Here is a 24,246-nt window from a genome sequence, read left to right on the forward strand (position 1 = left end):
TATTCGTATGATGACTCGCTCTGTTTTTATCCGTAGCACCCTATTTAGCCTCTTGGTTTTACAGGGCTGCAGCCATACCCTACCCCCAACAGATGAAGCGCCCTCTTTTTTTGTCACAACCCAATCTAGTGCTGGCGTAAAGCAGGAAACCGTTCCTACTCCTATTGACCTTAATGATCGCTCTACAAAACGTCGTCCACCTAGCCACTGGGGACAATCCTCCAATCCTAAACGGATGGCACGCCCTCAACCCTCTTTAGAGCAAGAGAACGATCGTACGACATTAAATTTTGTAGAAGTGGAAATCGATCAAGTCGTACGTAGCTTGGCCTCTTTTACTGGTCGTAATTTTATTGTAGATCCACGCGTTACTGGGAAAATTACACTGGTTTCTGAAACCCCTGTTACAGCGAGTCAAGCTTACTCCATGCTCTTAAGCGCTTTACGCATGCAAGGCTTTGCTATCACCACCGTCGACAATATTAGTCGCGTGATTCCCGAAGCCGATGCCAAACTACATAGTACTCCTGTCAGCTATAGCCCCGAAGAGCTGCTCTCCCTTAAAGGAGAAATCGTCACCCAAGTATTTCGCTTACAACATGAAAAAGCCAACGACCTATTACCCGTATTGCGTCCCATGGTCTCCCCAGCTAATCCAATTAATGCTTACGCGGCCAACAACAGCTTAGTTATTACTGACTATGCCGATAATTTATTGCGCATTGCTGACGTAATTCAGCGTATCGACACCCATCACAGTGTTAACACCGAGGTCATTAGTATTGAATATGGCGTAGCGATTGATGTAGCCGCTTTAGCAACTCAACTGCTCAACGGCACCAGCAACGATCCTTTTGAGCAAGTACAAATTGTCGCTGACCCACGCAGCAACTCTGTTATCTTACGAGCTGGTAGCCCTGCCCGCTTAGAAATGGCTAAAGACCTCATTTATAAAATCGACAACCCCAATGCTGAAAAAAGCAATCTACATGTGGTCTACTTAAAAAATGCCCAAGCCACGCATTTGGCGCAGGTCTTACGCGGCGCCTTAGAGGGACTGAACCCGCAATCCACCGCCACAAACGCAACCAATAACTCTACTACTGCGCCTACCACTCCAACACCTCTCTCAACCAACCCTGTAGGGATGTCTGACAACAGCGAAACCAACCCCCTGAGCCAAGCATTATCTCAAACGCAACCGCTACAACCCATTAGCTTTTCTGCTGCCGGTGCCACCATCCAAGCCGACCCAACTACCAACACATTAATTATTTCTGCTCCAGCCCCCCTTTATCGCGGTATACGTGAAGTCATTGATCAACTTGATCAACGGCGAGCTCAGGTTTTGGTTGAAAGCCTCATCGTAGAAGTCAACGCCGAAGATGCCAATGAGTTTGGCATCCAGTGGATGCTTGGTGGTAGCCATTTACAAAGTGGCGGCAGTGGCGTAGTAGGAGGATCAAATTTTGGTGGTAGCGGTGTAGGTACGAGTATGAGTGGCGCCACCACCATCGACGCTTTAGCTCAAGGACTGAGCCTTGGTCTAGTAAAAGGCACCGTTAATATTTTAGGCAATGAGATTGTGAACTTGGGCGTTTTAGCCCGTGCTCTTGAGCGCAATAGCGGATCCAATGTTCTTTCCACACCCAATCTACTCACCCTAGATAATGAAGAGGCCAGTATTACTGTTGGTCGTACAGTTCCTTTTGTGACGGGCCAATACACCACCTCTGGCGATGGTGCCAGTAACCCCTTTCAAACCATTGAGCGTGAAGATGTCGGTTTAACACTACGCATTCGCCCACAAATCTCTGAAGGTGGCACCGTTAAGCTCGCTCTTTACCAAGAGGTCAGCAGCATTGACCCAAGTTTATCGATTTCTAGTACCTCTTTGGTCACACGCAAACGCGCCTTAGAAACAAATGTTTTAGTCGATGATGGTCAAATTATTGTTTTAGGTGGTTTATTGGAAGACAACATCAATGACACCACCTCCTCTGTCCCATTTTTAGGTGATATTCCTATTATTGGCAATCTATTTCGTCATGATAGCCGTCAGCGTACCAAAACCAACCTGATGATTTTTTTACGCCCACATATTATTCGAAACTCTGAAGAAAGCGCCTACTTTACTTTAGATCGCTATAACTACATGCGTGCTACTCAACAGAATATGCCTAATCATCCCAATTGGTTTGCACCGTCTCACGTGCCCGCTGTACTCCCCCCTTTGGAGCGAGGCTCCGCCACACCTGTTGTTGACCTACGAGAGGAAGAGTAATGCAGCTACCCTATACCTGGGCCAAAAACCACCGCCTCGTCATAGCGCCGATCGATAATGTACCAACCTTACTTTATAGTGCTACCACCCCCTCGTGGGCTCTGTGCGAAGCGCAGCAAATTTATCCTCACCTCCCTACGGTACTCGCCGATGAGGCACAATTAGAAACCACACTCAATGCCAGCTATAGCCATAGTGATGATGCCGCGGCCATTGTGGATGCCGCGGCCAATGAGATCGACCTAGACGGCTTGATGCAAGACATCCCCGCTGTCGAGGATTTATTAGAAATGAGCGATGATGCGCCTATTATTCGAATGATTAATGCGCTTTTTACACAAGCTGCACGCGATGGCGCCAGCGATATTCATATCGAAGCCTTTGAAACGCATTCAGTCGTGCGTTATCGTGTCGATGGCACACTACGTGATATCGTACGCCCTCGTCGGGCACTACATAATGCGCTCATTTCACGTATCAAAATTATGGCTAATTTAGACATTGCGGAAAAACGCCTACCACAAGATGGGCGCATCGCTTTGCGAGTCGGTGGACGGGCTATTGATGTGCGTGTTTCTACCCTACCCACTGGCCATGGTGAGCGCGCTGTCATGCGATTATTAGATAAATCAGCGGGACGCTTAGATCTGAGTGCCTTAGGGCTAGAAAAACAAAAACTACAACAGCTACAGGCGCTGATCCATCGCCCACATGGCATTGTGTTAATTACCGGACCCACCGGCAGTGGCAAAACCACCACTCTGTATGCCGCGCTGCGCGTTTTAGACAGTAGCACTACTAATATTATTACGGTAGAAGATCCCATTGAATACGATCTAGCTGGCGTTTCGCAAACCCAAGTCAACCCAAGGATTGAGCTACACTTTGCCACTGCTTTACGCGCTATCTTACGCCAAGACCCAGACGTCATCATGATTGGAGAGATTCGCGATTTAGAAACAGCACAAATTGCAGTCCAAGCCTCCTTAACGGGGCATTTAGTGTTAGCCACTCTTCACACCAACGACGCCGTCTCTGCCGCCACGCGGCTGATCGAAATGGGCGTAGAACCTTTTTTACTTGCTTCGACACTACAAGGCGTTTTAGCTCAGCGCTTATTACGTAAACTTTGTGACCACTGCAAAATCCCGGCTCCGGATCAACCCAAGCGTTGGCTCAGCCAAGGCTGCGAGCAATGCGCCCATACCGGCTATAAACAACGTACCGGTATCCATGAACTTTTTATTCTGGATCAGGAACTACGCCGACTCATCAGCACAGGAGCAGACGAAACCCGGTTGCGCCAATATGCACAGCAACAGGGTATGCAAAGCCTGTATCAAGATGGCTTACGCTGGGTAGAACAAGGCGTCAGCTCACTCGAAGAGTTAAAGCGCGTAACGCGTATGGATGAAGACTAAGATGAAACAACGCTTTTCTTATCAAGCTCTTGATGCCCAAGGCAAAAAGCAAAAAGGAGATATCGAAGCGGACTCTCTTGACAAAGCCCATCAGCTCTTACAGCAACAGGGTCTTCTACCTTTACGTTTACAGCCTCGACGACTGACTTTTTTTTCTTCACGTAAAAAAATCAGTGATAAAGAGCTAGGCTGGCTCACTCGACAATTGGCTAGCTTACTTAGTGCTCAGCTTCCTTTAGAAGCAGCGTTAACAGCTATTATCGATCAAGGTGAGCAAAAGTCCGTGCGCGATATTTTGACCCATATACGCGCTGAGGTCAGAGCTGGCCATCGCTTAGGTGAGGCCCTGGCAAAGTTCCCACAGGTTTTTCCTGTTATTTACTGCGCACTTGTCGACGCTGGAGAGCAATCAGGCGAGCTCGATCAAATTTTAACGCGCTTGGCGGATTACATTGAGCAGCGTAACGCTCTGCGCAATAAACTTCTTTCAGCTTTCATTTACCCCATTATTGTAAGCGTGGTCTCAGTCGCCATCATTATCTTTCTCTTAAGCTATGTGGTGCCCCAAGTTGTAGGGGCGTTTACGCAAACTAAACAAAGTTTACCGCCCTTAACCCTTGTCATGCTTTGGACAAGTGACCTAATCCAACAATGGGGTTGGCTTATTGCACTCATCAGCGCTAGCACCATCATTATCTGGCGTATCGCATTACGACAACCCGCCTCCCGCTTAGCCTGGGACAAAAAATGCCTGCATGCTCCTCTTATTGGCCAATACATTCAAGGCTTAGATGTTGCTCGTTTTGCTTCTACCTTAGCCATCCTGACAAACAGTAGTGTGCCTTTACTACAGGCTTTAGAGGCCGCCAACAAAACCATCCAAAACACTTATTTACGTCAAGCTATTACTGAAGCAAGTTTACAAGTGCGCGAAGGCAGCTCTCTAGGACTTGCCCTGCAGCAGCAACACTGTTTTCCCCCCTTGCTAGTGCATTTAATCCAAAGTGGTGAACGTACGGGACAGCTTCCCAAAATGCTTGATCATGCCGCGCATTCCTTTTCCTCTGAGCTAGAACAACGAGCGATTACTACAACTGCCCTGCTGGAACCTTTAATGATTTTAGGAATGGGTGGCATGGTGCTATTGATTGTCTTAGCTGTGATGCTGCCTATTATTCAACTCAACCAGCTGATCCAATAAAAAAGGGCTGAAATATCAGCCCTTTTTTACCTATATATTACCTAACTAAAAATCCACTAAACCTAAGGCCGGATCACTCACGCCATGCTCACCCGTTTCTACTCGTCCGGCAAAACGGCGGTAAAAACTAGGGTCACTATCGCAGCGTAAGGAGAAGTCATACCAACGCCCACTTTGGCGCAAATCCCAAGAAAGTGACTCTTTACGCGCTGGCTCCACTGTTACTGTCCAAGGACCATCCTCACGGTAATAATCTGCCTGAACAGTAAACGTACACGCCGCTTTACCGCCATTTAGCAGCTCCACATACACATCGCCATTGGCGACGTCATAACATACACGGATCTCTGGTAGGGCTGCCGTCGCCTCAAGACGCGTTACATCCCCTTTAAAATGACGGTGGAAACCATTAGGACCTAAGACCCATAGATCATAACGCCCTACATTATCTTTGATCACATCCCACGTGTCTTCCAAACTTTTACCTGCCTCCACCATGTAGCGGCGTGGAATACGGTCTAAATTTAACTTATCATAAACATGAAACACAGCCGCATTTTTACCTGTATTAGAAAAAATCAACTGTACTCCATCTTTATGATCACAACGTGCACTCACATGTAGCTCATAATCTAAAGCTCGTGAAGGACGTACTCCAGTATGCTGTACGGGCAACTGTGGATCTAAAGGACGTGGTACTTGAGCTAAACGCTCCTGCTCCTTACGAATAGTATCAGCCTCTTCTTTAGTTCGTGTCCCTTCTAAATAAGGTATAGGCTCATTATTAGGCGATGTAAAGTTAAAAGCGGAAGTTAAATCTCCACAGACTGCGCGTCGAAACGGACTGATGTTAGGCTCTTTAACACCAAAACGCTCCTCAATAAAGCGAATAACAGATGTATGATCAAAGGTTTCAGAGTTAACCCAGCCGCCACGACTCCAAGGGGATATCACATACATAGGCACACGAATCCCTGGACCATACACTTTTTTATCTGGTTTAGGCTGACCCACTATACCTTTAGGATTGGGATGAGTGTAGTACTCGTAACTTAAGGCTTCTTCTGAAAGCGTGGTTTTACCCGCTTTGCTTCCATCAGGCAAATAAGAGGGTGCTGACGGTGATGGGCAGTGGTCAAAGTAACCATCGTTTTCATCAAAGTTTACGATAAAAACCGTTTTACTCCATACTTCAGGGTTAGCGGTTAATGCATTAAGCAACTCTTGGGTATACCAGGCCCCTTGAACTGGACTGGAGGGACCAGGATGTTCAGAATAAGTCGCAGGTGCTACCACCCATGAAACTTGTGGTAATTCATTATTTAAAACATCTTGGCGTAACTGCTCTAAAAAGCCACCATCCGGCATGGTATTTGCAATCCCCTTATAAAGAGGGGTATTGATATCATCCTCTGGTGCATAAGCAGGTGAAGAGCCACTTGATTTTACGGGCTTACCTGAATCTTCATTTGCCTTACGGTACTGTTTAAAGCCAGATAAGGGGTTATCTGTAAAATTATCTGGCATATTTTGATAAACCTTCCAGCTAACCCCGGCTTTCTCCAAGCGCTCTGGGTAAGTGGTCCACTCAAATCCTAATTTAGATGAACCAATACTGTCCCAAACATTATTAACTACGGCCTCACCACTTGCACTTGGGCCATTGGTCCCCGTCCATAAAAACAAACGGTTTGAGTTTGTACCCGTATGCATAGAGCAATGGTAGGCATCGCAAATTGTAAATGCGTTTGCCAATGCAAACTGAAAAGGAATTTCTGTTTCGCGATAGTACCCCATAGAATGAGCATTTTTATAACGAGGCCACTCGCTCATACGTCCATGATCCCACGCAGCCTGCCCATCTACCCAGGTATGCGGTGTCCCATTAACACGCTGCGCATTACCTTTAGAGCCATCTAAATGATAGGGCAAAATAACATTACCCTTATCATCTTTCTGCTCCCAGACCTGACGCCCTCCTGGCAAAGGTATGGTGAATCGATCACCAAAACCTCTTACGCCTTTCAATGTGCCAAAATAATGATTAAAAGATCGGTTTTCCTGCATCAAAATTACAATATGCTCTACATCTTTAATCGTACCGGTACGATTATTAGCAGGAATAGCTAAGGCTTTACGTATACTAGCAGGGAAAGTCGCCAATGAAGCAGCGGCAACCCCAGAGGAAGTCATACTACGAATAAAATTACGTCTAGATAAACTCATTTCTCTTCTCTACTTTTAAGGTGCACAGTGCAATTGAACAGGTTTTTTGTCAGAGGGTTGCTCCGGCGTTTCCGTCCCGCCTCCGCCAGTATTCAAGCCCGTATCTGATCCCCCACTACCACATGCGCTTAAAAGCACAGTCAGCAAAAAGGCTGTGGCTATTCCTGCAGCACGCACAGCATGACCTGCCCCATTGAGCATTCTGCTTATTTTCAACATATAAAACCCCTTAATTAAGGAAGTAAAGTGGATAGAGGTTGACGAGATAAGTAAATCGCCAGCACCTCATCTAAGTTCAACGCCCGTTCCCATATTGCCAAATCAGCATAGGCACTTTGAGTCACGGTGCTATTGCGGTGGGTATACTGCCCAGTAATGTCCTCTGCAAAACTCAGCATGCTTTGTTTTGCTCCCCCTAGGGCATTGAGCTTGGATGGATCAAGAGTAATCACCCCATTTTGCTGTCCCAAGACAGGGTCAATAACATAAGCAAATAGTTGTCGCTTATCTTTATCAATAGCTAGCGCCACATAAGCCCACTCATTTCGGGTGACGTTATACCCCTGAGCTTCGTTACGGCTACTACCATCTCCTGTATTAAATCGGATATCACAACCGTTTCGGTTAAACAGCCCTAAAGCTAACCCAGCGGTATTACCTGATTCATAGTTTTTATTAGCCAAAATACTCGTGCCATACCCATGACAGGTTCCACTGACCTTAAACCAAAAACCAATGGTAAAAGCGCGCACTGAGTCATCCGTTGTTACGTCTTTGTTTAGGTGTAATTTAAAACCAGCGACTTTCCCCTGTGTATGCACAGCGGTGTCAACAGCTAAACCAAAAGTCGGTGCATTTCCCTCCAAGGCGATAGGCGTTAAACTCAATCCAGATTGCTGGTTATTCCAGGGCGACAACGTCGATCCCTGCATTGCATCCACAGCAGGCTGAGTCGCAAAAGGGTAATACACAACTAGTTTCTCTTTAAAAGAGGCATCTAAAGTGACCGGAGGAATATTTAAATACTCTGCGTTTACTGTTGCTAGCGCCGCCCCTTTTTTCAAAAGATAACGGTAGCTCAGTATTTGCTCTTCTTTTTCCCCACCCACTGACTTATCAACATAAGTTTGCGCATCGGCTGCCAAAGTAGCTACCAATATCCCATCTCTATATAGCTCAATGGGCTCTGCATTAGCTGTGCTTTGTAACAGCTGCCAATGCAAACTGAGCGTATTATTTTGTGGGTTAGACTCATAACCCAAGGCCGTAATCTTACTATCGACGGTTAAAGAATTGCCTGCTAAAGAATACGTTTCCACATCAACCGGTACATCAAAATATTCCAATACCGTAGGCACAATATCCACAATAGCGGCCGCATCTAAGTCAGAAACAGGCTTACCAGACAACGCAGTAAGCCCCAGCACCCCTACCGACAAGTCGGTTGCTAGCCAACCTGTTTTATTGCCAATGAATTGTGAGCCTGTCGCCACTCCATACGCATCTAAGCCATAGCTATTGAGCAGTAATACTTGCCATGATTCACTCTCATCAGCCTGCTCTCGCTCAGCAATACGTTGAAGTAAACGGCTGATGTCTTGCAAAGTATGGCGTACTGCTTCTTGATACGCTTTAGTTCCTAACCCTTCCGTCGCTTTTAGCAATGGCTCCTGATATTGCGCCATAATGACCGTAGTCCCTGCTTCAATGTGTGCTTGCGTCTGCTCAGTCACACATTGCTCATCACTATCGCAGTTCACTAGCGTCAATACCCCTCTCTCACTCTCTTGCTGTAAAAGCTCAGCATACGCCGGCTCACTTACCACCAAAGCACGAGACAGTTTCTCCTGCTCTTTCTGCTCTAAATGACTAAATAAACTATCAACTTTAAACTCAAGCGTTTTGGGGTGTACTTGAGAAATGCCATGTTCATTAGCCCATACACCGGTTAATAACGATGCCCAACTAGGTAAAGCTGTGGTTGGCTGCTCAGTAGGCGTACCCTCATAACCTCCTGAGCGCAAGGGTAACCTCGTATTTAAACGAGCTAACTCTGGTAATTGTTTTAGCTCCTCTTGCAAATACTCATAGCCCAATCCGTCTACTTGCACCACTAACAGCTTTTTTCCACCTTGAGCTAAAAAATCCAAGCTAGAAGAAGGCTCATCTTCTGTCACAAGCTCTGTGCCACCCCCTGAGCCACCACAAGCTGCTAATGTTAACGTTAAGGCGAGGCCACCTGCTTTCACCATAACTTTCAACCATCGCCTCATTTGTATTACTCTCATCATTGCTGCCTTCACTTAAAATAAAACTCTAGACCACACGCCGTGGCACTACTGCAAGTATCGGAGCTAGGTATTGTGTAGTGATGACAAATGACACAAATTTTCATATACCGTTATTATTTTTTTTAAATCTAAAGACAAGACAAAAAACCCCGCTACTAGAGCGGGGCTTCTTTTACTTCTCAGTTAAAACTTTGATTATTTAGCTTCTGTTTTGCCATCGTAGCGTTTTGTCCATTCTTTAATAATGCGCTCACGATTCGTTGCAGACCAAGCAAAGTCATTATCAATCAAACGCTGGTTCAAATCAGAAGGGAGCTCTGGATTTCCACCCGCTGCCACAGGCCGAGCTAATACAGCAAATTGCTCTTTATACATCTGCGCTGCTGCTTCACTCGCTGAAAAATCTGCTAATTTTTGGGCAGCATCCATATTTTTACTGCCTTTAATAATCGCTGCAGCCTCGATTTCCCAACCTAAACCCTCACTAGGGAATACCAGGGCTAAAGGAGCGCCTTGCTCTTTCAAGCGCACACCTCGGTAATCAAAAGATATACCTATTGGGTACTCACCCGCAGCTGCCAAGTTACACGGCTTAGACCCAGAATGCGTATAAGAGCCAATGTTTTTATGCAAACCATCCATATAGGTCCAGCCTTTTTCTTCCCCAAACAACTGTAACCAAGCGCTGACATCTAAAAAGCCTGTACCAGAAGAAGCGGGATTTGGCATGACAATTTTCCCAGCGTAGTCAGGCTTTAATAAATCTTCCCAAGAACTAGGCATAGGCAGTTTTTGCTTTTCCAACTCTACCGTATTCACACATAGCACTGAAGCATAGCCACTCATTCCTACCCAAGCCGGGGGATTTTCAGCATCGCGCATTTTGCTGTTAATCGAATCCAACCCCTGTGGAGCATAAGGTTGCAACATATCCTGGCTTGCCAGTAACCCCAGCGCAGAACCAGCCAGCCCCCATACCGCATCAGCCTTAGGATTGTTTTTCTCAGCGAGTAACTTAGCTGTCACAATCCCTGTCGAATCCCGTACCCACTGTAATTTAATATCGGGATAAACCGCGTTAAACGCTTTTTCATAGACCTGCAGCTGATCTGCTTCTAAAGCCGAGTACACCGTTAATGTAGTCGTCGCTGCAAATGCTTGCCCTACTAAAGTGGCACCTAATAAAGAGGAGAATAAAACTCGTTTCATGAAAAATCCTAATTCTATTTAGATCAATAGGTATCAGGCAAAGCCTGCCACGCCTGACTTCGTTTACGTACTGTGCGTGTTGCCAGATGTAAAAGCACTGACACCATCGCCGAACTACTCATAATCAACACACTCATTGCTGCTGCCGCACCAATATGACCGGCATCATCCATATTCAGTACAGCTACGGCCGCCAATACGGTTTGCGGACTATATAAAAACACCACCGCCGAGACGGTAGTCATTGCCGATACAAATAAATAACGAATAATTTGCAAAATAGTAGGAAAGCTCAATGGCAAGGTGACTCGCCACAGAGTCTGCCAAGCTGACGCTTTAAGCGATGCAGCCGCTGCTTCAATTTCTGGGGCTAAACGATCCAATGTAGATTGCATTGTTAAATACGCACTTGTATAAAAATGCACGACGGTACAAATGACGAGTAAGGTCATCCCCCCATATAAATGCCGCAAAGGATTCGCTGGATGATTAAAAAACAAAATATAACCAAGCCCTAGTACTAACCCTGGTACTGCCATTGGCATAAGTACACAAAACCGAATACATTGATTCACCCATAAACCAAATGATCTCGTGACTAGTACTTTATTAATAAGCCACGCATTTAAAAACACCAGCACTGCCCCAAATACCGCCGTTAACAACGCGAGTTTTAAGCTATTTATCCACGCTAACCATCCACCACCTGCCATATTGTCAAAATCATAAGACCGTAAGCTAAAGCTTAGGTTATATGGCCAAAACTGAATAAATGATGCCCAAACGGCCACACCAATAACAAGCAATAACCACAAGCAAACCAGCAAAGTAATTAGCAAAAAACTCCTATCTCGCCAACGATGGCGCTCTACAAAAAAACCTTGCGCAGTCTGCCTTGTTTTACTTTGCTTTTTTCTTAAAAAGTAATCTACGAAAAATGTAAGTAAAGCAGGTACCAATAACAGCAAACCGATTGCTGCCCCCTTACCAAACTGTAATTGACCTACTACCGCCTTATAAGCTTCTAGAGCCACCACGTTATAGTGCCCCCCTATCACTTTAGGCACTCCAAAATCCGTGACACTCAGAGTAAAAACTAAACACCCAGCGGAAAAAACAGCATAATGACTCGATGGAAAAGTAATGGTGCTAAAGCGACGCCACGCCCCAGCTCCCATTGACTTTGCGGCTTCATAAAGACGTACATCCCCCATGGCTAATCCGGTACGTAACACCATCAATGCATGAGGAAAGGTGTAAAACGCCTCGCCTAATACAATGCCTTTAAAGCCATAAATACTGCTCGCCCCCAATAACTCTTTAAATAAACCCTGATTGCCAAACAAATACACCAAGGAAATACCTGGTAATAAAGAGGGAGCAAGTAAAGGAAGTAGTGCGATCATTTCCCAAAAAGGCTTATATGGCACTTGTGTTCTATGCAACATAAAAGCAAAGGCATAGGCCAAAGGAATCACGATCACCACCGTCGCCAGTCCTACATACACACTTTGCTGAACAGCTTGAAAAAACCCGGGCGCCTGTACAATATCCAGAAATAGGCTTACCCCTACCCATTGCATGGCCTCATTCTGAAAGGCTCGAATAAAAATAAAGAGAAGAGGCACCGCTAAAAACATCAGAAAAATGCCCAAGATGACCCAACGTAATCCCTGGATCACCAACTCTTGTAAAGTAAAAAACCAGCTGGGGTAAGCTAAACGAGGTACAGTAACTGGCATTAGGCAACTTCCTTATAAACAGCCAGTGCTTCACTAGGCAAATGTAACCAGTACTTTTTCCCTAACCCCTGCATATAAGGCTCAGCTTGTGCAGCTGGAAGCAAAACTTCTATCTGCGTTTGATCCGCGCGCTCTAGTTGAAAAAATAGCTTGTAATAACGACCCAAAAAAATCCCATCTATAAAATGAGCAACAAACCAATTTTTTTGCAGTGCTGGCCTACGACTCTCTCCTACTGGGGCAAGTTGTACTTGTTCTGGCCGCACATAGAGTCGACCATTCGGCTGCAACAAGGGCATAGCGGTATGTACTTGCAGCTCTCCGACTTGGGCCACATAAGTATCAAGACGTTCATAAAAGAGACAGTTACTATCACCGATAAAATCAGCCACAAACGTATTTGCAGGCTGCCGGTATAAATCCTGAGGTCTAGCAAACTGCTGGATTTTGCCTTGATCCATCACCGCAATCCTATCCGCCATCATCATGGCCTCTTCTTGATCATGCGTAACCATTAGCGTCGTAATACCTAGCTTGCGCTGTAAGTTTCGCAAATCAATACGAAGCTGCTCCCGAATACGAGCATCTAAAGCAGACATAGGCTCATCTAATAAAAGCAAGGATGGCGAAGGTGCCAAAGCACGCGCCAAGGCCACGCGCTGCTGCTGCCCTCCTGATAACTGACTCGGATATCGTTGCGCTAAATGCCCTAACCCTACCAAGTCCAGCATTTCTCGTACCCGCTTGTGCACCACAGGTGCTAAGCGACGACGTTGACTTAATCCATAAGCTACATTTTGCTCCACCGTTAAATTCGGAAATAAAGCATAAGATTGAAACAACATGCCATAGTCTCTTTGCTGCGCAGGCAATTGACCTATCTCACGATTTGCTAGAAAAATACGTCCTTCATCCTGACGGTGTAATCCAGCAATACAGCGTAGCAATGTACTTTTCCCACAGCCTGAAGGCCCCAGTAAGCAAACCAGCTCCCCTGCTCTTAACTCGAGAGAAACCGCATCTAAAGCCGTAAAAGCACCAAATTTTTTTGTTACATGCTCTATGGATAAAAAAGCCTCTTCGTCATCCATCATTGACTCCATCATCTTTTAACAGCCCTTAGTATGCGTGCCGAATATTGTTCTTCAATGACAGGTCACTAAATTTTAGTAATAGTGGTATTTAATTATTTATTTACTCAACCTTCATGTACTTATGTTATCGCTACCTATTCAAGCGCTTGCCCTCGTTGCTCAAACAGGGAGCATCACCCAAGCAGCTCAACGACTCGGCCTGAGCCAACCCTCCGTGACCAACTACATCCGTCAAATGGAGGATAAATATGGTGTAGAGTTGTTTTACCGCCAAGGTAAAGCCCTTGTCCCGAGCGAAGAGGCACGACAGCTATTACCAAAAATTCATGACTTACAACGCCAAGCGAGCCATATTGAATTTATGCTACGCGATTTTAGGTCTCTACAACGTGGCACACTACGTATCAGTGCCACAGGTCCTTATTATTTATTACCTAGCCTGCGCGCCTTTAATCAACACCATCCCCATATTTCACTCGCTTTTTCCCAACAAAATTCTGAAAAAGTGCTAGAAGCTGTACTCAACTATGAGGTGGAAATTGGCTCCTCCTCTTTACTTATTGAAAACAAACGCTTATATAGACGTCTACTTGCTGTGGACACGCTCCAGCTAGTGGCCCATCGATCCCACCCTCTTGCTTCACAACCTCATATCCGTCTCAGTGACTTAAAACGTCACACCTTACTTTTACGCGAACCAGGCTCCATGACTCGAAAAGCAATACTAGATACCTGTAAAGCACTCGGTGTAGAGTTACGACACAGTATGGAGTTTGGTAGTCGAGAAGCCATCCATTGGGGATTATTAAAAAATATAGGGTGTAGCCTTCTTCCCTCTAAAGAAACCCCCGACCACCCCTCTTTAGTCATCATCCCCATCAGCGACTTATCTCTACACTTAAATGAATATGTTTATATTCTCCAAGAGCGTCGTAACGCCCCGCTAATTCAAGCCTTTTTACAGCATTTACCTGCTGCCTAACAAAAAAAGCCAACTGAGTATTCAGTTGGCTTTTACTTTACTTCGATGTATTAAGCGGGGAAAGTACCTACTACTCCGCCATCCTCACGCCAAATAACAACTGTTGCTGGACGAGGACGTTGAGCTGCAGGACCTTCTGGCCACGTCGATACCGCCGTCGGATTCGCTTGCGCCTCTGATACGCTCTGTCCTTCACCGGGGTGTTGAATATTAATAAAAATATATTTCATATCTGGTGTCCAAGTAATCCCGGTTACTTCACAGCCTTTAGGCCCTACCATAAAGCGACGAATAACTTTACTTTCTGGGTCTGCCACCAGCATGCTGTTATTACCTTGTCCTTCGTAAGCACCACTATTTGAATAGCTGCCGTCGGTTTGAATCCACAACAATCCACGCGGATCCACAGCTAAACCATCTGGGCTATTAAATGTATTACGCTTATCGATATTGTCTGTACCCGCATAAATATCATCATGCACATTGGGGTTACCCGCTAGCACAAACACATCCCACTCAAAGGTTTCGGCAGCAGCATCACTTCCGGCCTCACGCCAGCGTACAATTTGACCGTACGCATTTTTATTACGCGGATTGGGACCATAAGCGTCCGGATGTTTAGGACCACCTGGGTAACGCTCTTTACCACCGCCTCGCTCTGAGTTATTCGTCAAGGTGACAAAAACTTCTTTAGTATGAGGATGTACAGCAACCCACTCTGGGCGATCCATAGGTGTCGCACCTACCGCATCAGCCGCTTGACGTGTATGGACTAATAACTCTCCCATATCACTAAATAAATCACCTAAACGACCGCCATCTACCGTTGGTGTACTTAGTACTAATGGCACCCACTTACCGGATCCCATAAAGCTGCCATCTGTTGCCTCATTGTCGCTAAATACCGCTACATATAGAGTTCCTTCGTGCAGTAAAGAGCGATTGGCTGCATCATTATTTGGCTGATATTTACCTGAGGAGACAAACTTATAAATATATTCACTACGCTGGTCATCTCCCATATACACCACCACACGATTATCGGGTGCTAAAGTAATGGCAGCGTTTTCATGCTTAAAACGTCCTAAAGCAGTCAGTTTTTTCGGCTTAGAGGTCGGATCAAAAGGATCTATTTCCACCACCCAACCAAATCGATTTACTTCATTTGGCTCTATTGTCCAATCAAAACGCTCATCATGGGTATCCCAGCGATAAGAACTACTGGAAGTTTTACTTGATCCTTTATAACGCTTAAAGGCTTCGATTTGCTTATCCGTCAAATAAGGCTTGTAATCCACCTCATCGGATTTTTTTGTGCCAATCCCAAAATAATCCGTAAAGTTTTCCTCACAAGTCAGATAGGTATTCCAATACGTATATCCATTACCGCAGTTACCAAAGGTACCATACACATAACGCCCTTCTGGATCTTTATTGGTGCGCACGGAAGCATTTCCAGCTGCGGGACCTACTAATTCCATTAAGGTATTACCATTTACACTACGGTTATACTTAGAATCTAAAACAGGCTCCCAAAGCCCTTGATCATTAAGACGCACATGAACCACAGAGGCTCCTTGAGCGTGTTGCGATTTACGTACCCAATCTGCATTCCAGCCCTCTCCGCCCGGTACGATACCTTTGGGGAAAAAGAAATGCGGGGTAATATATTCATGGTTAGTAACTAATAGTCCTTCTGTGCTACTGCCACTAATACTGTCTTTGCCATCGATGGGGAAAAAGTGCAATCCATCGTGGTTATAACCAATTTGCTGCAACTGTGCTCGCGCGTCTTCACTCGCATCACCACGAAACTCTGGAGAGCTTACATGCAACTTATCCCCCCAACGATTAATCACGGCATGACGGTAACCCTCTGGTACAGTCACTGTATCTAGCGTATTTGCCTCTAACCCAGCAAACGCTTTAATCTCCTCTGGATTAAACTCAGGTAAGCCGGCTTGGTCTGCTACCCAACCATCAGAGCTGCTGCTACCACCACAGGCGGCTAAGCCTAGTCCAAAAAAACCAATGGCGCCAAGCCCTAATCCTGTTTTCAAAAAGCCACGACGCGACTGCGCGGCCTCAACAAGCTCATGAAAAGGGGTGGTTTTTGTTCGGTTCGCTGGGATATTATCCCAATCAAAATCACTCATCACTGACTCTTTAAAGTAGTTGATCGGAAAAGGAAAACAGTGAAATTGTGACAAAACAATATGAAAACCTCGTGACGTTTCATAAACACTACGCCACATACGGCTAAATTTCGCTAGAATAAAGCAAGTAAAATGAAACGAACTAAACGACTATGACATTATCAATACGCCTAGGCGCTGAAATTCATATCACTAACCCAGCGCACTCCATGTACCAACAAGCTGGCCGTTATATGGGCCCAGCAGAACTACCCGGCATGGAACACCACCGCATTTGCTTTGATGGCAAGGTCCATCTTGTACAACGTGCAGATTTTGAGCTGCTTTATCCTGACCGAGACTTACGGCAAGACTAGTTCCTCTTTTATTCCATTACGGATCGGGAGCATTATTTTGCTTGACGACAGTAAGCAGGTCTGTGATACTGGTTTATTATCTAGGGGTTTTATCGTATTTTCTAAAAACCCTATACACGCTACTATCCCTCTATATATCTGAATGATTGTCATCATTCATTCATAACACGTCCCTATAATTACTCTATATTTAAATTGACGTGCTTATCTTTATTAAAAAAATAGCTATAACAACAATTAAGGAGCTTTATAATGAAAACCATTTATCCTACTGATTTGGTCGCACGACCCGAACACGCCGCACTCAACAAAACCGATATTCGCCTGGGTGATATTGTTTATTTACAGCCTAAAAACGGGCCTAAAATTGCAAGTACCGTTATTTACAGCGGTCCGTTATTTGGCTGCACTACCTATACCGCAGACGGCGCATGCCAAAAAGGACAACCCGTGCGCTTTCGCTTCCGTCTTAAAGACGTGCATCATGTGGCTTCACGAAACGAGCCCATGCACTAATCCAAAGCCTGCCTAGCAGGCTTTTTTAATATCTGCTACTCTCCCTACACCCCATCAAACTGGAGAGATGCTATGAAAAAAGTCTATTTAGCCGGACCGGATGTCTTCGCTCCCGATGCCCAAGCCCGCGCCGAGCAACACAAACAATGGTGTATCGCTCATGGCTTTGAGCCTTTACACCCTGCCGATGGCGTTGCCAATACCGCACGGGGTATTTATGACGCAAACATTCAACTGATCCAAAAGGCCGATGCGGTTCTTGCCAACCTTAATCCTTTTCGTGGTGCCGAGCCCGACTCTGGTACAGCCTTTGAGGTAGGCTACGCCACAGCACTTGGAAAACCTGTCATTGGCTATTTAGCAGGGCCTACCAGCCTAAAAGACCAAGTAAAAACATTTTATGGCCCTATTTATTTTGATGAGTCTCGCCAGCAATGGTTAGATCAAAATGAATGTTTAGTTGAAGACTTCAACCTGCCTTTAAACCTTATGCTAGGCATTTCTTGCCAAATTGTATTCGGAGATTTATTAGCGGCTATTATTCATCTTCAAGGCCACTGGTACGATTAAGCAGTGTTAATATAACCATATTGCTTTTTATATTCTGCTGCTATGATTCCCATTTTAATGTATCACCAAATTGGTGAGCCTGCACCTAAAGGCACACCTTATCGTGGTCTCACTGTTCACCCAAAACGTTTTACACAGCAAATGCGCTGGCTGAAACGTTTTGGTTATACCGGCCTATCCATGCAAGACCTCATGCCTTATCTGCGGGGTGAAAAACACGGTAAAGTTATTGGTATTACTTTTGATGATGGCTATCAAAATGTCTTGCACAATGCCCTGCCCGTACTACAAGCGCTCGGTTTTACCTCTACTAACTACATTGTTAGTAATCACCTTAGCGGTGATAATTTTTGGGATCACCACAAAGGTATTCCTCGCTCTGCTTTAATGAGCGAGGCCGAGCTACATCAATGGCTAGCTGCTGGCCAAGAAATTGGCTCTCATACCATGGATCATGTACACTTGCCAGAAATCAGCGCCGCACAAGCACAACAACAAATCCAACAATCAAAAATCGATTTAGAAAATCGCTTTCAAGTCGAAGTCACTGCGTTTTGCTATCCTTACGGCCATTACAACGCAACTATTCAGCAATGGACACAAAACAGTGGTTATACCAATGCCACAACTACAGCCCGCGGTTTAGCGTTAAATACCGATAACCCCTTTGAGCTGCCCCGCGTTACAGTCTCTCGCTCTACCCATCTACTGCGCTTTTTGCAAAAATGCCTGACTCAACTTGAACATAAAAAGCGTTTTGCCTCATGAGCTTGCCCCGATTACGTATCGCTTTTATTAGTTATAAATTTGGCCACGAATACGGGGGGGCTGAAGCCTATGGGGTCGAACTGATGCGAGAATTAAGCCAATACCACGATATTACCGTTATCACAAAAGAATACGCCGCCCAGTGTGATCTACAGCTCCCACGCATTCTGGTCTCTATCCCCAACTATTTACCCAGTTGGTTACAAGCTTTTTGGTTTGCTCAAAAAACAGCACAAATCACCAATACGCAATCTTACGATTTAGTGCACTCACATACCAACGGTTGGAATGCAGACATCGACGTACTCCATGTCAAATCGGTACGCTATCATCATCTTTATCGCCATACCTCGTGGTTAAAACGCGTAAACACCTATCTCAGTCCACGCCTTAATATGTATTTATGGCTAGAAAAACAGCGAGTACATCAACAACCTCCTAAACGCACTGTGGTTGTTTCAGAGTGGCTAAAAAAGCAAATCCAAGCCGCCTATCACACTTCCTATCCCTTTGATGTGATTACGCCTGGTGTGCATATACCAAAAACTCATGCCGAGCAGCGCGCGCTGACTCGCAAAAAACTCGGTTTTAGCAAAGAAGATGTTGTGAGTATTCTGGTGGCTCGCAACCCACTGAGCAAGGGCTTAAACACACTGGTTACCGCTTTAAAGACTTGTGCTCCGACTCTGAAACTTTTAGTAGTTGGCCCCCCTCTAGCCTTTATTGAAAGTTATATAACACAGCTCTCACCTGAGCTCCAAGCCCGTGTACAGTTTGTTGAGCAGACTGAGTCCATCCACCCTTACTACGAGGCGGCCGATCTTTGTGTACACCCAACCTTAAACGATAGTTTTGGTATGGCTCCCCTAGAGGCAATGAGTTATGGGCTACCAGTGATTCTCAGCCAAGCCAAGTACTGTGGCTTCGCCCATCATGTACGACACCTGTACCAGGCGTGGGTATTAGAAGACCCCACGGATGCTCAAGCGCTGGCACACGCTCTACAACAAGTGGCCCAATGCGCAGAGTTACGACAAAACTTGGCCAAAAACGGGCAACAACTGGCGCTCACATTTAGCTGGCCACAAATTGCACAACACTATCAGCAACTCTATATCGAGATCTTGGCACATCGCCAGCACCACAAAAAGCCTAACCCTTTTGCTTAAGCCGCACAGTGCATAAAAAAGCCCACGGTATGTACCGTGGGCTTTAAACAAAGAGAGCGTATTAAGGCAACAGTTTTTGGTAATACGTAGGCAGTGCAAATAACGCCCCATGCACAGCAGGGTTGTAATATTGCAATGCATCCACACCACGCTCGGTTAAACGCTTTTCAACCTCTGCACTACTTAGCTGCGCTGGCTGTAATTGATCTGACACCACCGCCATCGCCCAATAAGCGCCATATAAAGGAATATGTAAACCATAGGCACTGACATGTTTAAACACAGACTGCAACTCTGTGCTCAAACGCGTAATCTGCTCTGGCTCATAGAATGGTGCGCCCAAATGAATCACCATAGCTCCGCCTTCAGCAAGCACTTGGCGACAATCCTCAAAAAAAGCTTTGGTATACAGCGGACCAGCAGGCGTTTCAGGGTCTGTCAAATCCAATAAAACAATATCAAATTTGTCTTGGGTTTGTTTGACAAACTGAGCCCCATCACCCACGAGTACACGCGCTCGTGGATTATCCAACGAACCATGGTTAATGGCTTGTAAATGTGCTTTAGCTACTGCAATCACCTCTTCGTCCAAATCTACTAACGTAGCGGACTCAATGGTGTTGTGCTTAAGCAGCTCCTCAAGCGCTCCGCCATCCCCACCGCCTAAAATTAAGGCATGACGCGGATTAGGATGAGCGACTGTAGCAGGATGTACGAGGCTCTCATGGTAGAAGAACTCCTCTTTTTCTGCGGTCATTAAGCAGCCATCCAAGCGCAATGTAACGCCCATATCCTCTGACTCGAGCAATTCCAAATGCTGAAATTTAGTCTGCTTAGATAATAGACGGCGTTTAAAGCGGAACCCATATACGCTATTAGGATTAAGATTTTCCCAAAGCAATTCCGCTTCGCTTGGCGCGTCATGATCACCACGAATCAACTGGTTACGTTGCAACTGCGTGGGTTTAAACGCTGCAATAATGCCATCAAGCAATTGCTGAGCTTTGCCAGAATTGTCATCGGTAAAATTACAAACGTAAACGTCTAGAGTGACGCCCCCACGTTCAGGCCAAGTATGAATGGCTAAGTGAGATTCGGCTAATAAAATCGCCCCTGTAACACCACCGGGTTCACCTTGGTATTCAGGAAACGTTACCCATTTTTCGCCCACAATCGTGAGCCCCGAACGCTCTGTCTCAGAACGACAGAGAGCGGCCAATGCATTTTCATCCACAAAGATGGAAGTGTCACCGGTGCATTGGTATAAATCTGCGGTAAGGTGCAGGCCTTGCATAGGAACAGCGCTCCTTGGTTAAAGGATCCCAGCCCCAGGATGGGGCTGAAAAAAGCCCGAAGCCAGTTGTTAACCGAAGTTAGACGATGACTTCACGAAAAACGTAGCATCATACAGCAATATATGCTTGGCATATATGCTTATGACATCAAAACAATAAGATAGCGGCAAATACGCCACGAATCGCTGCGTTTTATAGGAGTTTGAGCTATTTTGGATTACCACCAACCGATGGCACGCCCTAAAGCCAATACCCCTAACACAGCAAAAATCAGAGCGGCAATTGCATGTACAAGTCGTACAGGAATGGCGCCTGATATACGATCGCCCAGCACAACGGCTGGAACATTCGCAATCATCATGCCCAACGTCGTACCAATAACAACTTGAGCAAAAGATTGAAACTGTGCCGCTAAGGCTACGGTAGCAATTTGGGTTTTATCTCCCATCTCTGCTACAAAAAACGCTAGCAAGGTCGTAGTAAACACACCAAAACGAGCTAACTGAGCGTCTTCTTCGTCAAATTGATCGGGTATAAGCATCCAACCCGCCATCAGGATAAAACCTATCCCTAAAATCCAAGCCAAAGTCGTTGGCTCAAATAAACCAGGTAGCCACGCCCCAAGAGCGCCAGCTAACGCATGGTTAGCGAGTGTAGCAACTAAAATTCCAAGAATGATGGGCAAAGGGCGTCGGAAACGCGCTGCCAAAATAAAAGCGAGAAGTTGGGTTTTATCACCGATTTCAGCCAATGCCACAATACCGGTGGAAACGAGTAGGGCTTCCATTTGAATCATCTCCTGGCCGGTTTGTAGACGATTGACCGTATCGTTTCCCCGGCCAACATGGAAACGATACGGTCAAAGGTCTTGCCAGGCAGGGTGCTGCTAACGCCATGATCCAGTTGGGATCAAGTATGTTGACGTTAGCCTCTATACAAATCTGTTGTAGAGCGGCTACTCCCCAATGACGAAAGGGACTATAACGGATTATTTGCCCAATGTCTAATCAGCTCTTGACAAGTATCAAGGGCCATTAGGGTTTTTATGTATAAGCTTATAGCTGAAACTTAAATGAAAACCCGAAACGAAGACGCTACACACACATCGTTTCATTCTGCTTTCCAAAGGTAGAACTATGAGAAAAACGGTAAAAACAGAACAACTTCAACCGGGGAAACGTGGCTTTTTAAAGAATCTACTTGGCGTAGGAGCTGCAGCCACTGTTATCCCGATTAAACCCGTAGAGGCTGGTATTAATGATCAGCCCCCGCGCCGCCCCGGAATGACCGGAAAACGATTTGGCATGGTGGTAGATCTACGAAAATGCATTGGCTGTCAAGCCTGTACTGTCGGCTGCTCAATGGAAAACCAACCTCCTATTGGGCAATTTCGCACCACCGTTTTGCAATACGAGGTAGAAGAATACGATGATGGCTTACCTGCCATGTTTAACTTACCTCGTCTATGCAACCACTGTGAAAACCCACCTTGTGTGCCAGTTTGCCCCGTACAAGCCACTTTCCAACGCGATGACGGCATTGTATTGGTTGACAATGAACGCTGTGTGGGCTGCGCTTACTGTGTGCAAGCCTGCCCTTATGATGCTCGTTTTATTAACCATGAAACTCAAACTGCAGATAAATGCACTTTTTGTGAGCATCGCTTAGAAGTCGGTTTACTGCCCGCTTGTGTAGAAACCTGTGTAGGCGGCGCTCGTATTATTGGTGATCTCAATGACCCAAACAGCACCATCAACCAGATCCTTCAAGACAATGCGGGCGATGTAAAAGTCCTTAAACCCGATATGAAAACCGCACCACGTGTGTATTACATTGGCATGCCAGATGAGTTCGTCCATGGCGTTGAAGGCCAAACCAGTGTGCGCTTGGTCGCAGAATACTAAAAGGGTGGCACTATGAATATCATTGAAATCTTAACTCCCTCTTACGATGCCGCGTGGCTACCCTGGGCGGTACAATATTTTTTCCTCGTCGCCATGGCAACCACTGCTGCTATCACCGCCGCTTGTGTCGCTTTTACCCCTACCCACGCTGAAGCACGACGCTTACTACCTGCGGCGGTAACCGTTTTAGCTATGAGCGCTATTGCCGCCCCTGTAGCTTTACTTGCTGACCTACATCAACCCGCTCGTTTCTGGCATTTTTATGCCTATTTTACGCCTTGGTCATGGATGTCTATCGGTGCCGTATTGCTACCAGTTTTCGTCACCCTCTCTTTGGCTTTTTGTTTGTTTTGGTGGCTACGTAAAGATCGATTGATGCAAATCACAGGTCTTGCCCTAATCCTATCTGCCATTTCCATCTTGGTGTACACCGGCGCTGAAATCATGATTGTGCGCTCGCGCCCCCTTTGGAATACCATTTTCTTGCCGATTAACTTTGCCTTAACCGGTTGGCTTTCAGCACTAGGTGCCATGCTCTTTGTTGGCCGCTGGTTACCCGGAGGCATGGCAGCTCTTCCTTCCTTGCTTATTCGTCGTTTAGGCTTGACCGCTTTACTACTACTCGGTTTATGTGGTGCGGGCTGGGTTGTCAGTGGTGTCGCTGGCCTAGATGCTTCTTTTCCAGCGGCTATGGAGTTATTTAGCACCTATCCTACTTGGCGTCTTAGCCTGCTAGCCTCTGTGATTCTCGCTGTTTTTTTACTCATTATGCTACGCGTACACCCTCATCGCTTATGCAGTCCAATGCACTCTTTAGTGTGCAGTATCACCATGATGACCGCCGCTTGGGTCTTCCGCTGGATTGTACTCATGAGTGTCCAAGGCGTGCCTAAATATGGCGCAGGTCTCTATCTGCATAGTATGCCCTGGGGCAGTAATGGTCTATTAGGCATCATTGGCGTCTTTGGGCTTTGTACAGCCCTCCTTGCCATGATCACCTGGTTCTTAGACCGCTACCCAACGCTCAGTGCTTTACGCCCTACCGCTGCTTAATAAATCACT

At 45.9% G+C, this 24,246-nt stretch carries 20 protein-coding genes and 1 riboswitch; of the genes, 11 read left to right on the forward strand and 9 right to left on the reverse strand.

From position 1 onward, the window contains the following. Positions 1-7: 7 nt before the first annotated feature. From gspD to gspF, 3 genes are read left to right on the forward strand one after another with little or no spacing between them, the layout of a single operon-like run. Entirely contained in the window at positions 8-2,284 is a 2,277-nt protein-coding gene (gene gspD / locus ABD980_RS02845) for a type II secretion system secretin GspD (RefSeq protein ID WP_345369452.1), read from the forward strand. Beyond that, entirely contained in the window at positions 2,284-3,705 is a 1,422-nt protein-coding gene (gene gspE, locus ABD980_RS02850) for a type II secretion system ATPase GspE (RefSeq protein WP_345369453.1), read from the forward strand. The genes gspD and gspE overlap by 1 nt, the downstream gene beginning before the upstream one ends. A 1-nt stretch (position 3,706) precedes the next feature. Continuing rightward, positions 3,707-4,906 carry a type II secretion system inner membrane protein GspF gene (gspF, locus tag ABD980_RS02855; protein WP_300646615.1) on the forward strand — a complete coding sequence of 400 codons (1,200 nt, stop codon included), beginning with the start codon at positions 3,707-3,709 and terminating at the stop codon, positions 4,904-4,906. Positions 4,907-4,951: 45 nt separating this feature from the next. Here gspF and ABD980_RS02860 read toward each other — a convergent pair whose 3' ends face one another. From ABD980_RS02860 to ABD980_RS02885, 6 genes are all read right to left on the reverse strand, one after another. Further along, entirely contained in the window at positions 4,952-7,132 is a 2,181-nt protein-coding gene (locus ABD980_RS02860; protein ID WP_345369456.1) for a phosphocholine-specific phospholipase C, read from the reverse strand. Positions 7,133-7,147: 15 nt separating this feature from the next. Continuing rightward, positions 7,148-7,351: a hypothetical protein gene (locus ABD980_RS02865; protein WP_345369458.1), complete on the reverse strand. Its 204-nt coding sequence runs from the start codon at positions 7,349-7,351 to the stop codon at positions 7,148-7,150. 14 nt (positions 7,352-7,365) lie between these two features. Further along, positions 7,366-9,384, reverse strand: a complete 2,019-nt coding sequence (locus ABD980_RS02870; protein ID WP_300646612.1) for an alkaline phosphatase family protein — start codon at positions 9,382-9,384, stop codon at positions 7,366-7,368. Positions 9,385-9,618: 234 nt separating this feature from the next. Further along, positions 9,619-10,632, reverse strand: coding sequence for a putative 2-aminoethylphosphonate ABC transporter substrate-binding protein (locus ABD980_RS02875; RefSeq protein ID WP_300646611.1), 1,014 nt, complete (start codon positions 10,630-10,632; stop codon positions 9,619-9,621). 23 nt (positions 10,633-10,655) lie between these two features. After that, positions 10,656-12,374, reverse strand: coding sequence for a putative 2-aminoethylphosphonate ABC transporter permease subunit (locus ABD980_RS02880; protein WP_300646609.1), 1,719 nt, complete (start codon positions 12,372-12,374; stop codon positions 10,656-10,658). Then, on the reverse strand, positions 12,374-13,468 hold the full coding sequence (locus tag ABD980_RS02885) for a putative 2-aminoethylphosphonate ABC transporter ATP-binding protein (RefSeq protein WP_377536177.1): 1,095 nt from the start codon (positions 13,466-13,468) through the stop codon (positions 12,374-12,376). The genes ABD980_RS02880 and ABD980_RS02885 overlap by 1 nt, the downstream gene beginning before the upstream one ends. Before the next feature lie 121 nt (positions 13,469-13,589). Between ABD980_RS02885 and ABD980_RS02890 the strand changes: the two genes are divergently transcribed. After that, complete coding sequence (locus tag ABD980_RS02890) at positions 13,590-14,450, forward strand: LysR substrate-binding domain-containing protein (protein WP_300646607.1); 861 nt, start codon at positions 13,590-13,592, stop codon at positions 14,448-14,450. A gap of 50 nt (positions 14,451-14,500) precedes the next feature. Here ABD980_RS02890 and ABD980_RS02895 read toward each other — a convergent pair whose 3' ends face one another. Next, entirely contained in the window at positions 14,501-16,606 is a 2,106-nt protein-coding gene (locus tag ABD980_RS02895) for a PhoX family protein (RefSeq protein ID WP_345369462.1), read from the reverse strand. A 152-nt stretch (positions 16,607-16,758) separates the two neighbouring features. Between ABD980_RS02895 and ABD980_RS02900 the strand changes: the two genes are divergently transcribed. The 5 genes from ABD980_RS02900 (at position 16,759) to ABD980_RS02920 (ending at position 19,985) form a co-directional block, all read left to right on the forward strand. Further along, the gene (locus tag ABD980_RS02900; protein ID WP_345369464.1) at positions 16,759-16,962 is read left to right on the forward strand and encodes a hypothetical protein; all 204 of its coding nucleotides are present in this window, start codon (positions 16,759-16,761) and stop codon (positions 16,960-16,962) included. Between the two features lie 252 nt (positions 16,963-17,214). Then, a complete protein-coding gene (locus ABD980_RS02905) occupies positions 17,215-17,478 on the forward strand; it encodes a hypothetical protein (protein ID WP_260651028.1) in 264 nt (87 codons plus the stop codon). 72 nt (positions 17,479-17,550) lie between these two features. Then, positions 17,551-18,048 carry a nucleoside 2-deoxyribosyltransferase gene (locus tag ABD980_RS02910; RefSeq protein WP_260651027.1) on the forward strand — a complete coding sequence of 166 codons (498 nt, stop codon included), beginning with the start codon at positions 17,551-17,553 and terminating at the stop codon, positions 18,046-18,048. Positions 18,049-18,090: 42 nt separating this feature from the next. After that, positions 18,091-18,816 (forward strand): polysaccharide deacetylase family protein, encoded by a 726-nt coding sequence (locus ABD980_RS02915; protein ID WP_300646604.1) that lies wholly within the window; start codon positions 18,091-18,093, stop codon positions 18,814-18,816. After that, a complete protein-coding gene (locus ABD980_RS02920) occupies positions 18,813-19,985 on the forward strand; it encodes a glycosyltransferase family 4 protein (RefSeq protein WP_345369468.1) in 1,173 nt (390 codons plus the stop codon). Before ABD980_RS02915 ends, ABD980_RS02920 begins: the two co-directional genes overlap by 4 nt. Before the next feature lie 61 nt (positions 19,986-20,046). On the opposite strand, the gene speE is transcribed toward ABD980_RS02920, so the two are convergent. Together speE and ABD980_RS02930 are read right to left on the reverse strand one after the other, a co-directional pair. After that, positions 20,047-21,279 carry a polyamine aminopropyltransferase gene (gene speE / locus ABD980_RS02925; RefSeq protein WP_345369470.1) on the reverse strand — a complete coding sequence of 411 codons (1,233 nt, stop codon included), beginning with the start codon at positions 21,277-21,279 and terminating at the stop codon, positions 20,047-20,049. A gap of 218 nt (positions 21,280-21,497) precedes the next feature. Further along, entirely contained in the window at positions 21,498-22,067 is a 570-nt protein-coding gene (locus tag ABD980_RS02930; protein WP_260651024.1) for a TMEM165/GDT1 family protein, read from the reverse strand. A gap of 11 nt (positions 22,068-22,078) precedes the next feature. Further along, positions 22,079-22,256: riboswitch (yybP-ykoY riboswitch) on the reverse strand. Positions 22,257-22,416: 160 nt separating this feature from the next. Here ABD980_RS02930 and dsrO point away from each other — a divergent pair. Both dsrO and nrfD read left to right on the forward strand, forming a co-directional pair. After that, positions 22,417-23,184, forward strand: coding sequence for a sulfate reduction electron transfer complex DsrMKJOP subunit DsrO (gene dsrO / locus ABD980_RS02935; protein WP_300647221.1), 768 nt, complete (start codon positions 22,417-22,419; stop codon positions 23,182-23,184). 12 nt (positions 23,185-23,196) lie between these two features. Continuing rightward, a complete protein-coding gene (gene nrfD / locus ABD980_RS02940; protein ID WP_345369474.1) occupies positions 23,197-24,237 on the forward strand; it encodes an NrfD/PsrC family molybdoenzyme membrane anchor subunit in 1,041 nt (346 codons plus the stop codon). Positions 24,238-24,246 lie beyond the last annotated feature (9 nt).

Origin of the sequence: Paenalcaligenes hermetiae (assembly GCF_039543645.1) — a bacterium.
Classification (GTDB): Bacteria; Pseudomonadota; Gammaproteobacteria; order Burkholderiales; family Burkholderiaceae_B; genus Paenalcaligenes; species Paenalcaligenes hermetiae.

Bases quoted from the DNA above. Each gene is read 5' to 3' on its own strand.
- ABD980_RS02910 (WP_260651027.1), top strand. From the start codon at position 17,551: ATGAAAAAAGTCTATTTAGCCGGACCGGATGTCTTCGCTCCCGATGCC.
- nrfD (WP_345369474.1), top strand. From the start codon at position 23,197: ATGAATATCATTGAAATCTTAACTCCCTCTTACGATGCCGCGTGGCTA.
- gspE (WP_345369453.1), top strand. From the start codon at position 2,284: ATGCAGCTACCCTATACCTGGGCCAAAAACCACCGCCTCGTCATAGCG.
- ABD980_RS02915 (WP_300646604.1), top strand. From the start codon at position 18,091: ATGATTCCCATTTTAATGTATCACCAAATTGGTGAGCCTGCACCTAAA.
- ABD980_RS02930 (WP_260651024.1), bottom strand. From the start codon at position 22,067: ATGGAAGCCCTACTCGTTTCCACCGGTATTGTGGCATTGGCTGAAATC.
- ABD980_RS02870 (WP_300646612.1), bottom strand. From the start codon at position 9,384: ATGGTGAAAGCAGGTGGCCTCGCCTTAACGTTAACATTAGCAGCTTGT.
- speE (WP_345369470.1), bottom strand. From the start codon at position 21,279: ATGCAAGGCCTGCACCTTACCGCAGATTTATACCAATGCACCGGTGAC.
- ABD980_RS02920 (WP_345369468.1), top strand. From the start codon at position 18,813: ATGAGCTTGCCCCGATTACGTATCGCTTTTATTAGTTATAAATTTGGC.
- gspD (WP_345369452.1), top strand. From the start codon at position 8: ATGATGACTCGCTCTGTTTTTATCCGTAGCACCCTATTTAGCCTCTTG.
- ABD980_RS02885 (WP_377536177.1), bottom strand. From the start codon at position 13,468: ATGATGGATGACGAAGAGGCTTTTTTATCCATAGAGCATGTAACAAAA.
- ABD980_RS02865 (WP_345369458.1), bottom strand. From the start codon at position 7,351: ATGTTGAAAATAAGCAGAATGCTCAATGGGGCAGGTCATGCTGTGCGT.
- gspF (WP_300646615.1), top strand. From the start codon at position 3,707: ATGAAACAACGCTTTTCTTATCAAGCTCTTGATGCCCAAGGCAAAAAG.
- ABD980_RS02890 (WP_300646607.1), top strand. From the start codon at position 13,590: ATGTTATCGCTACCTATTCAAGCGCTTGCCCTCGTTGCTCAAACAGGG.
- ABD980_RS02875 (WP_300646611.1), bottom strand. From the start codon at position 10,632: ATGAAACGAGTTTTATTCTCCTCTTTATTAGGTGCCACTTTAGTAGGG.
- dsrO (WP_300647221.1), top strand. From the start codon at position 22,417: ATGAGAAAAACGGTAAAAACAGAACAACTTCAACCGGGGAAACGTGGC.
- ABD980_RS02900 (WP_345369464.1), top strand. From the start codon at position 16,759: ATGACATTATCAATACGCCTAGGCGCTGAAATTCATATCACTAACCCA.
- ABD980_RS02860 (WP_345369456.1), bottom strand. From the start codon at position 7,132: ATGAGTTTATCTAGACGTAATTTTATTCGTAGTATGACTTCCTCTGGG.
- ABD980_RS02905 (WP_260651028.1), top strand. From the start codon at position 17,215: ATGAAAACCATTTATCCTACTGATTTGGTCGCACGACCCGAACACGCC.
- ABD980_RS02895 (WP_345369462.1), bottom strand. From the start codon at position 16,606: ATGAGTGATTTTGATTGGGATAATATCCCAGCGAACCGAACAAAAACC.
- ABD980_RS02880 (WP_300646609.1), bottom strand. From the start codon at position 12,374: ATGCCAGTTACTGTACCTCGTTTAGCTTACCCCAGCTGGTTTTTTACT.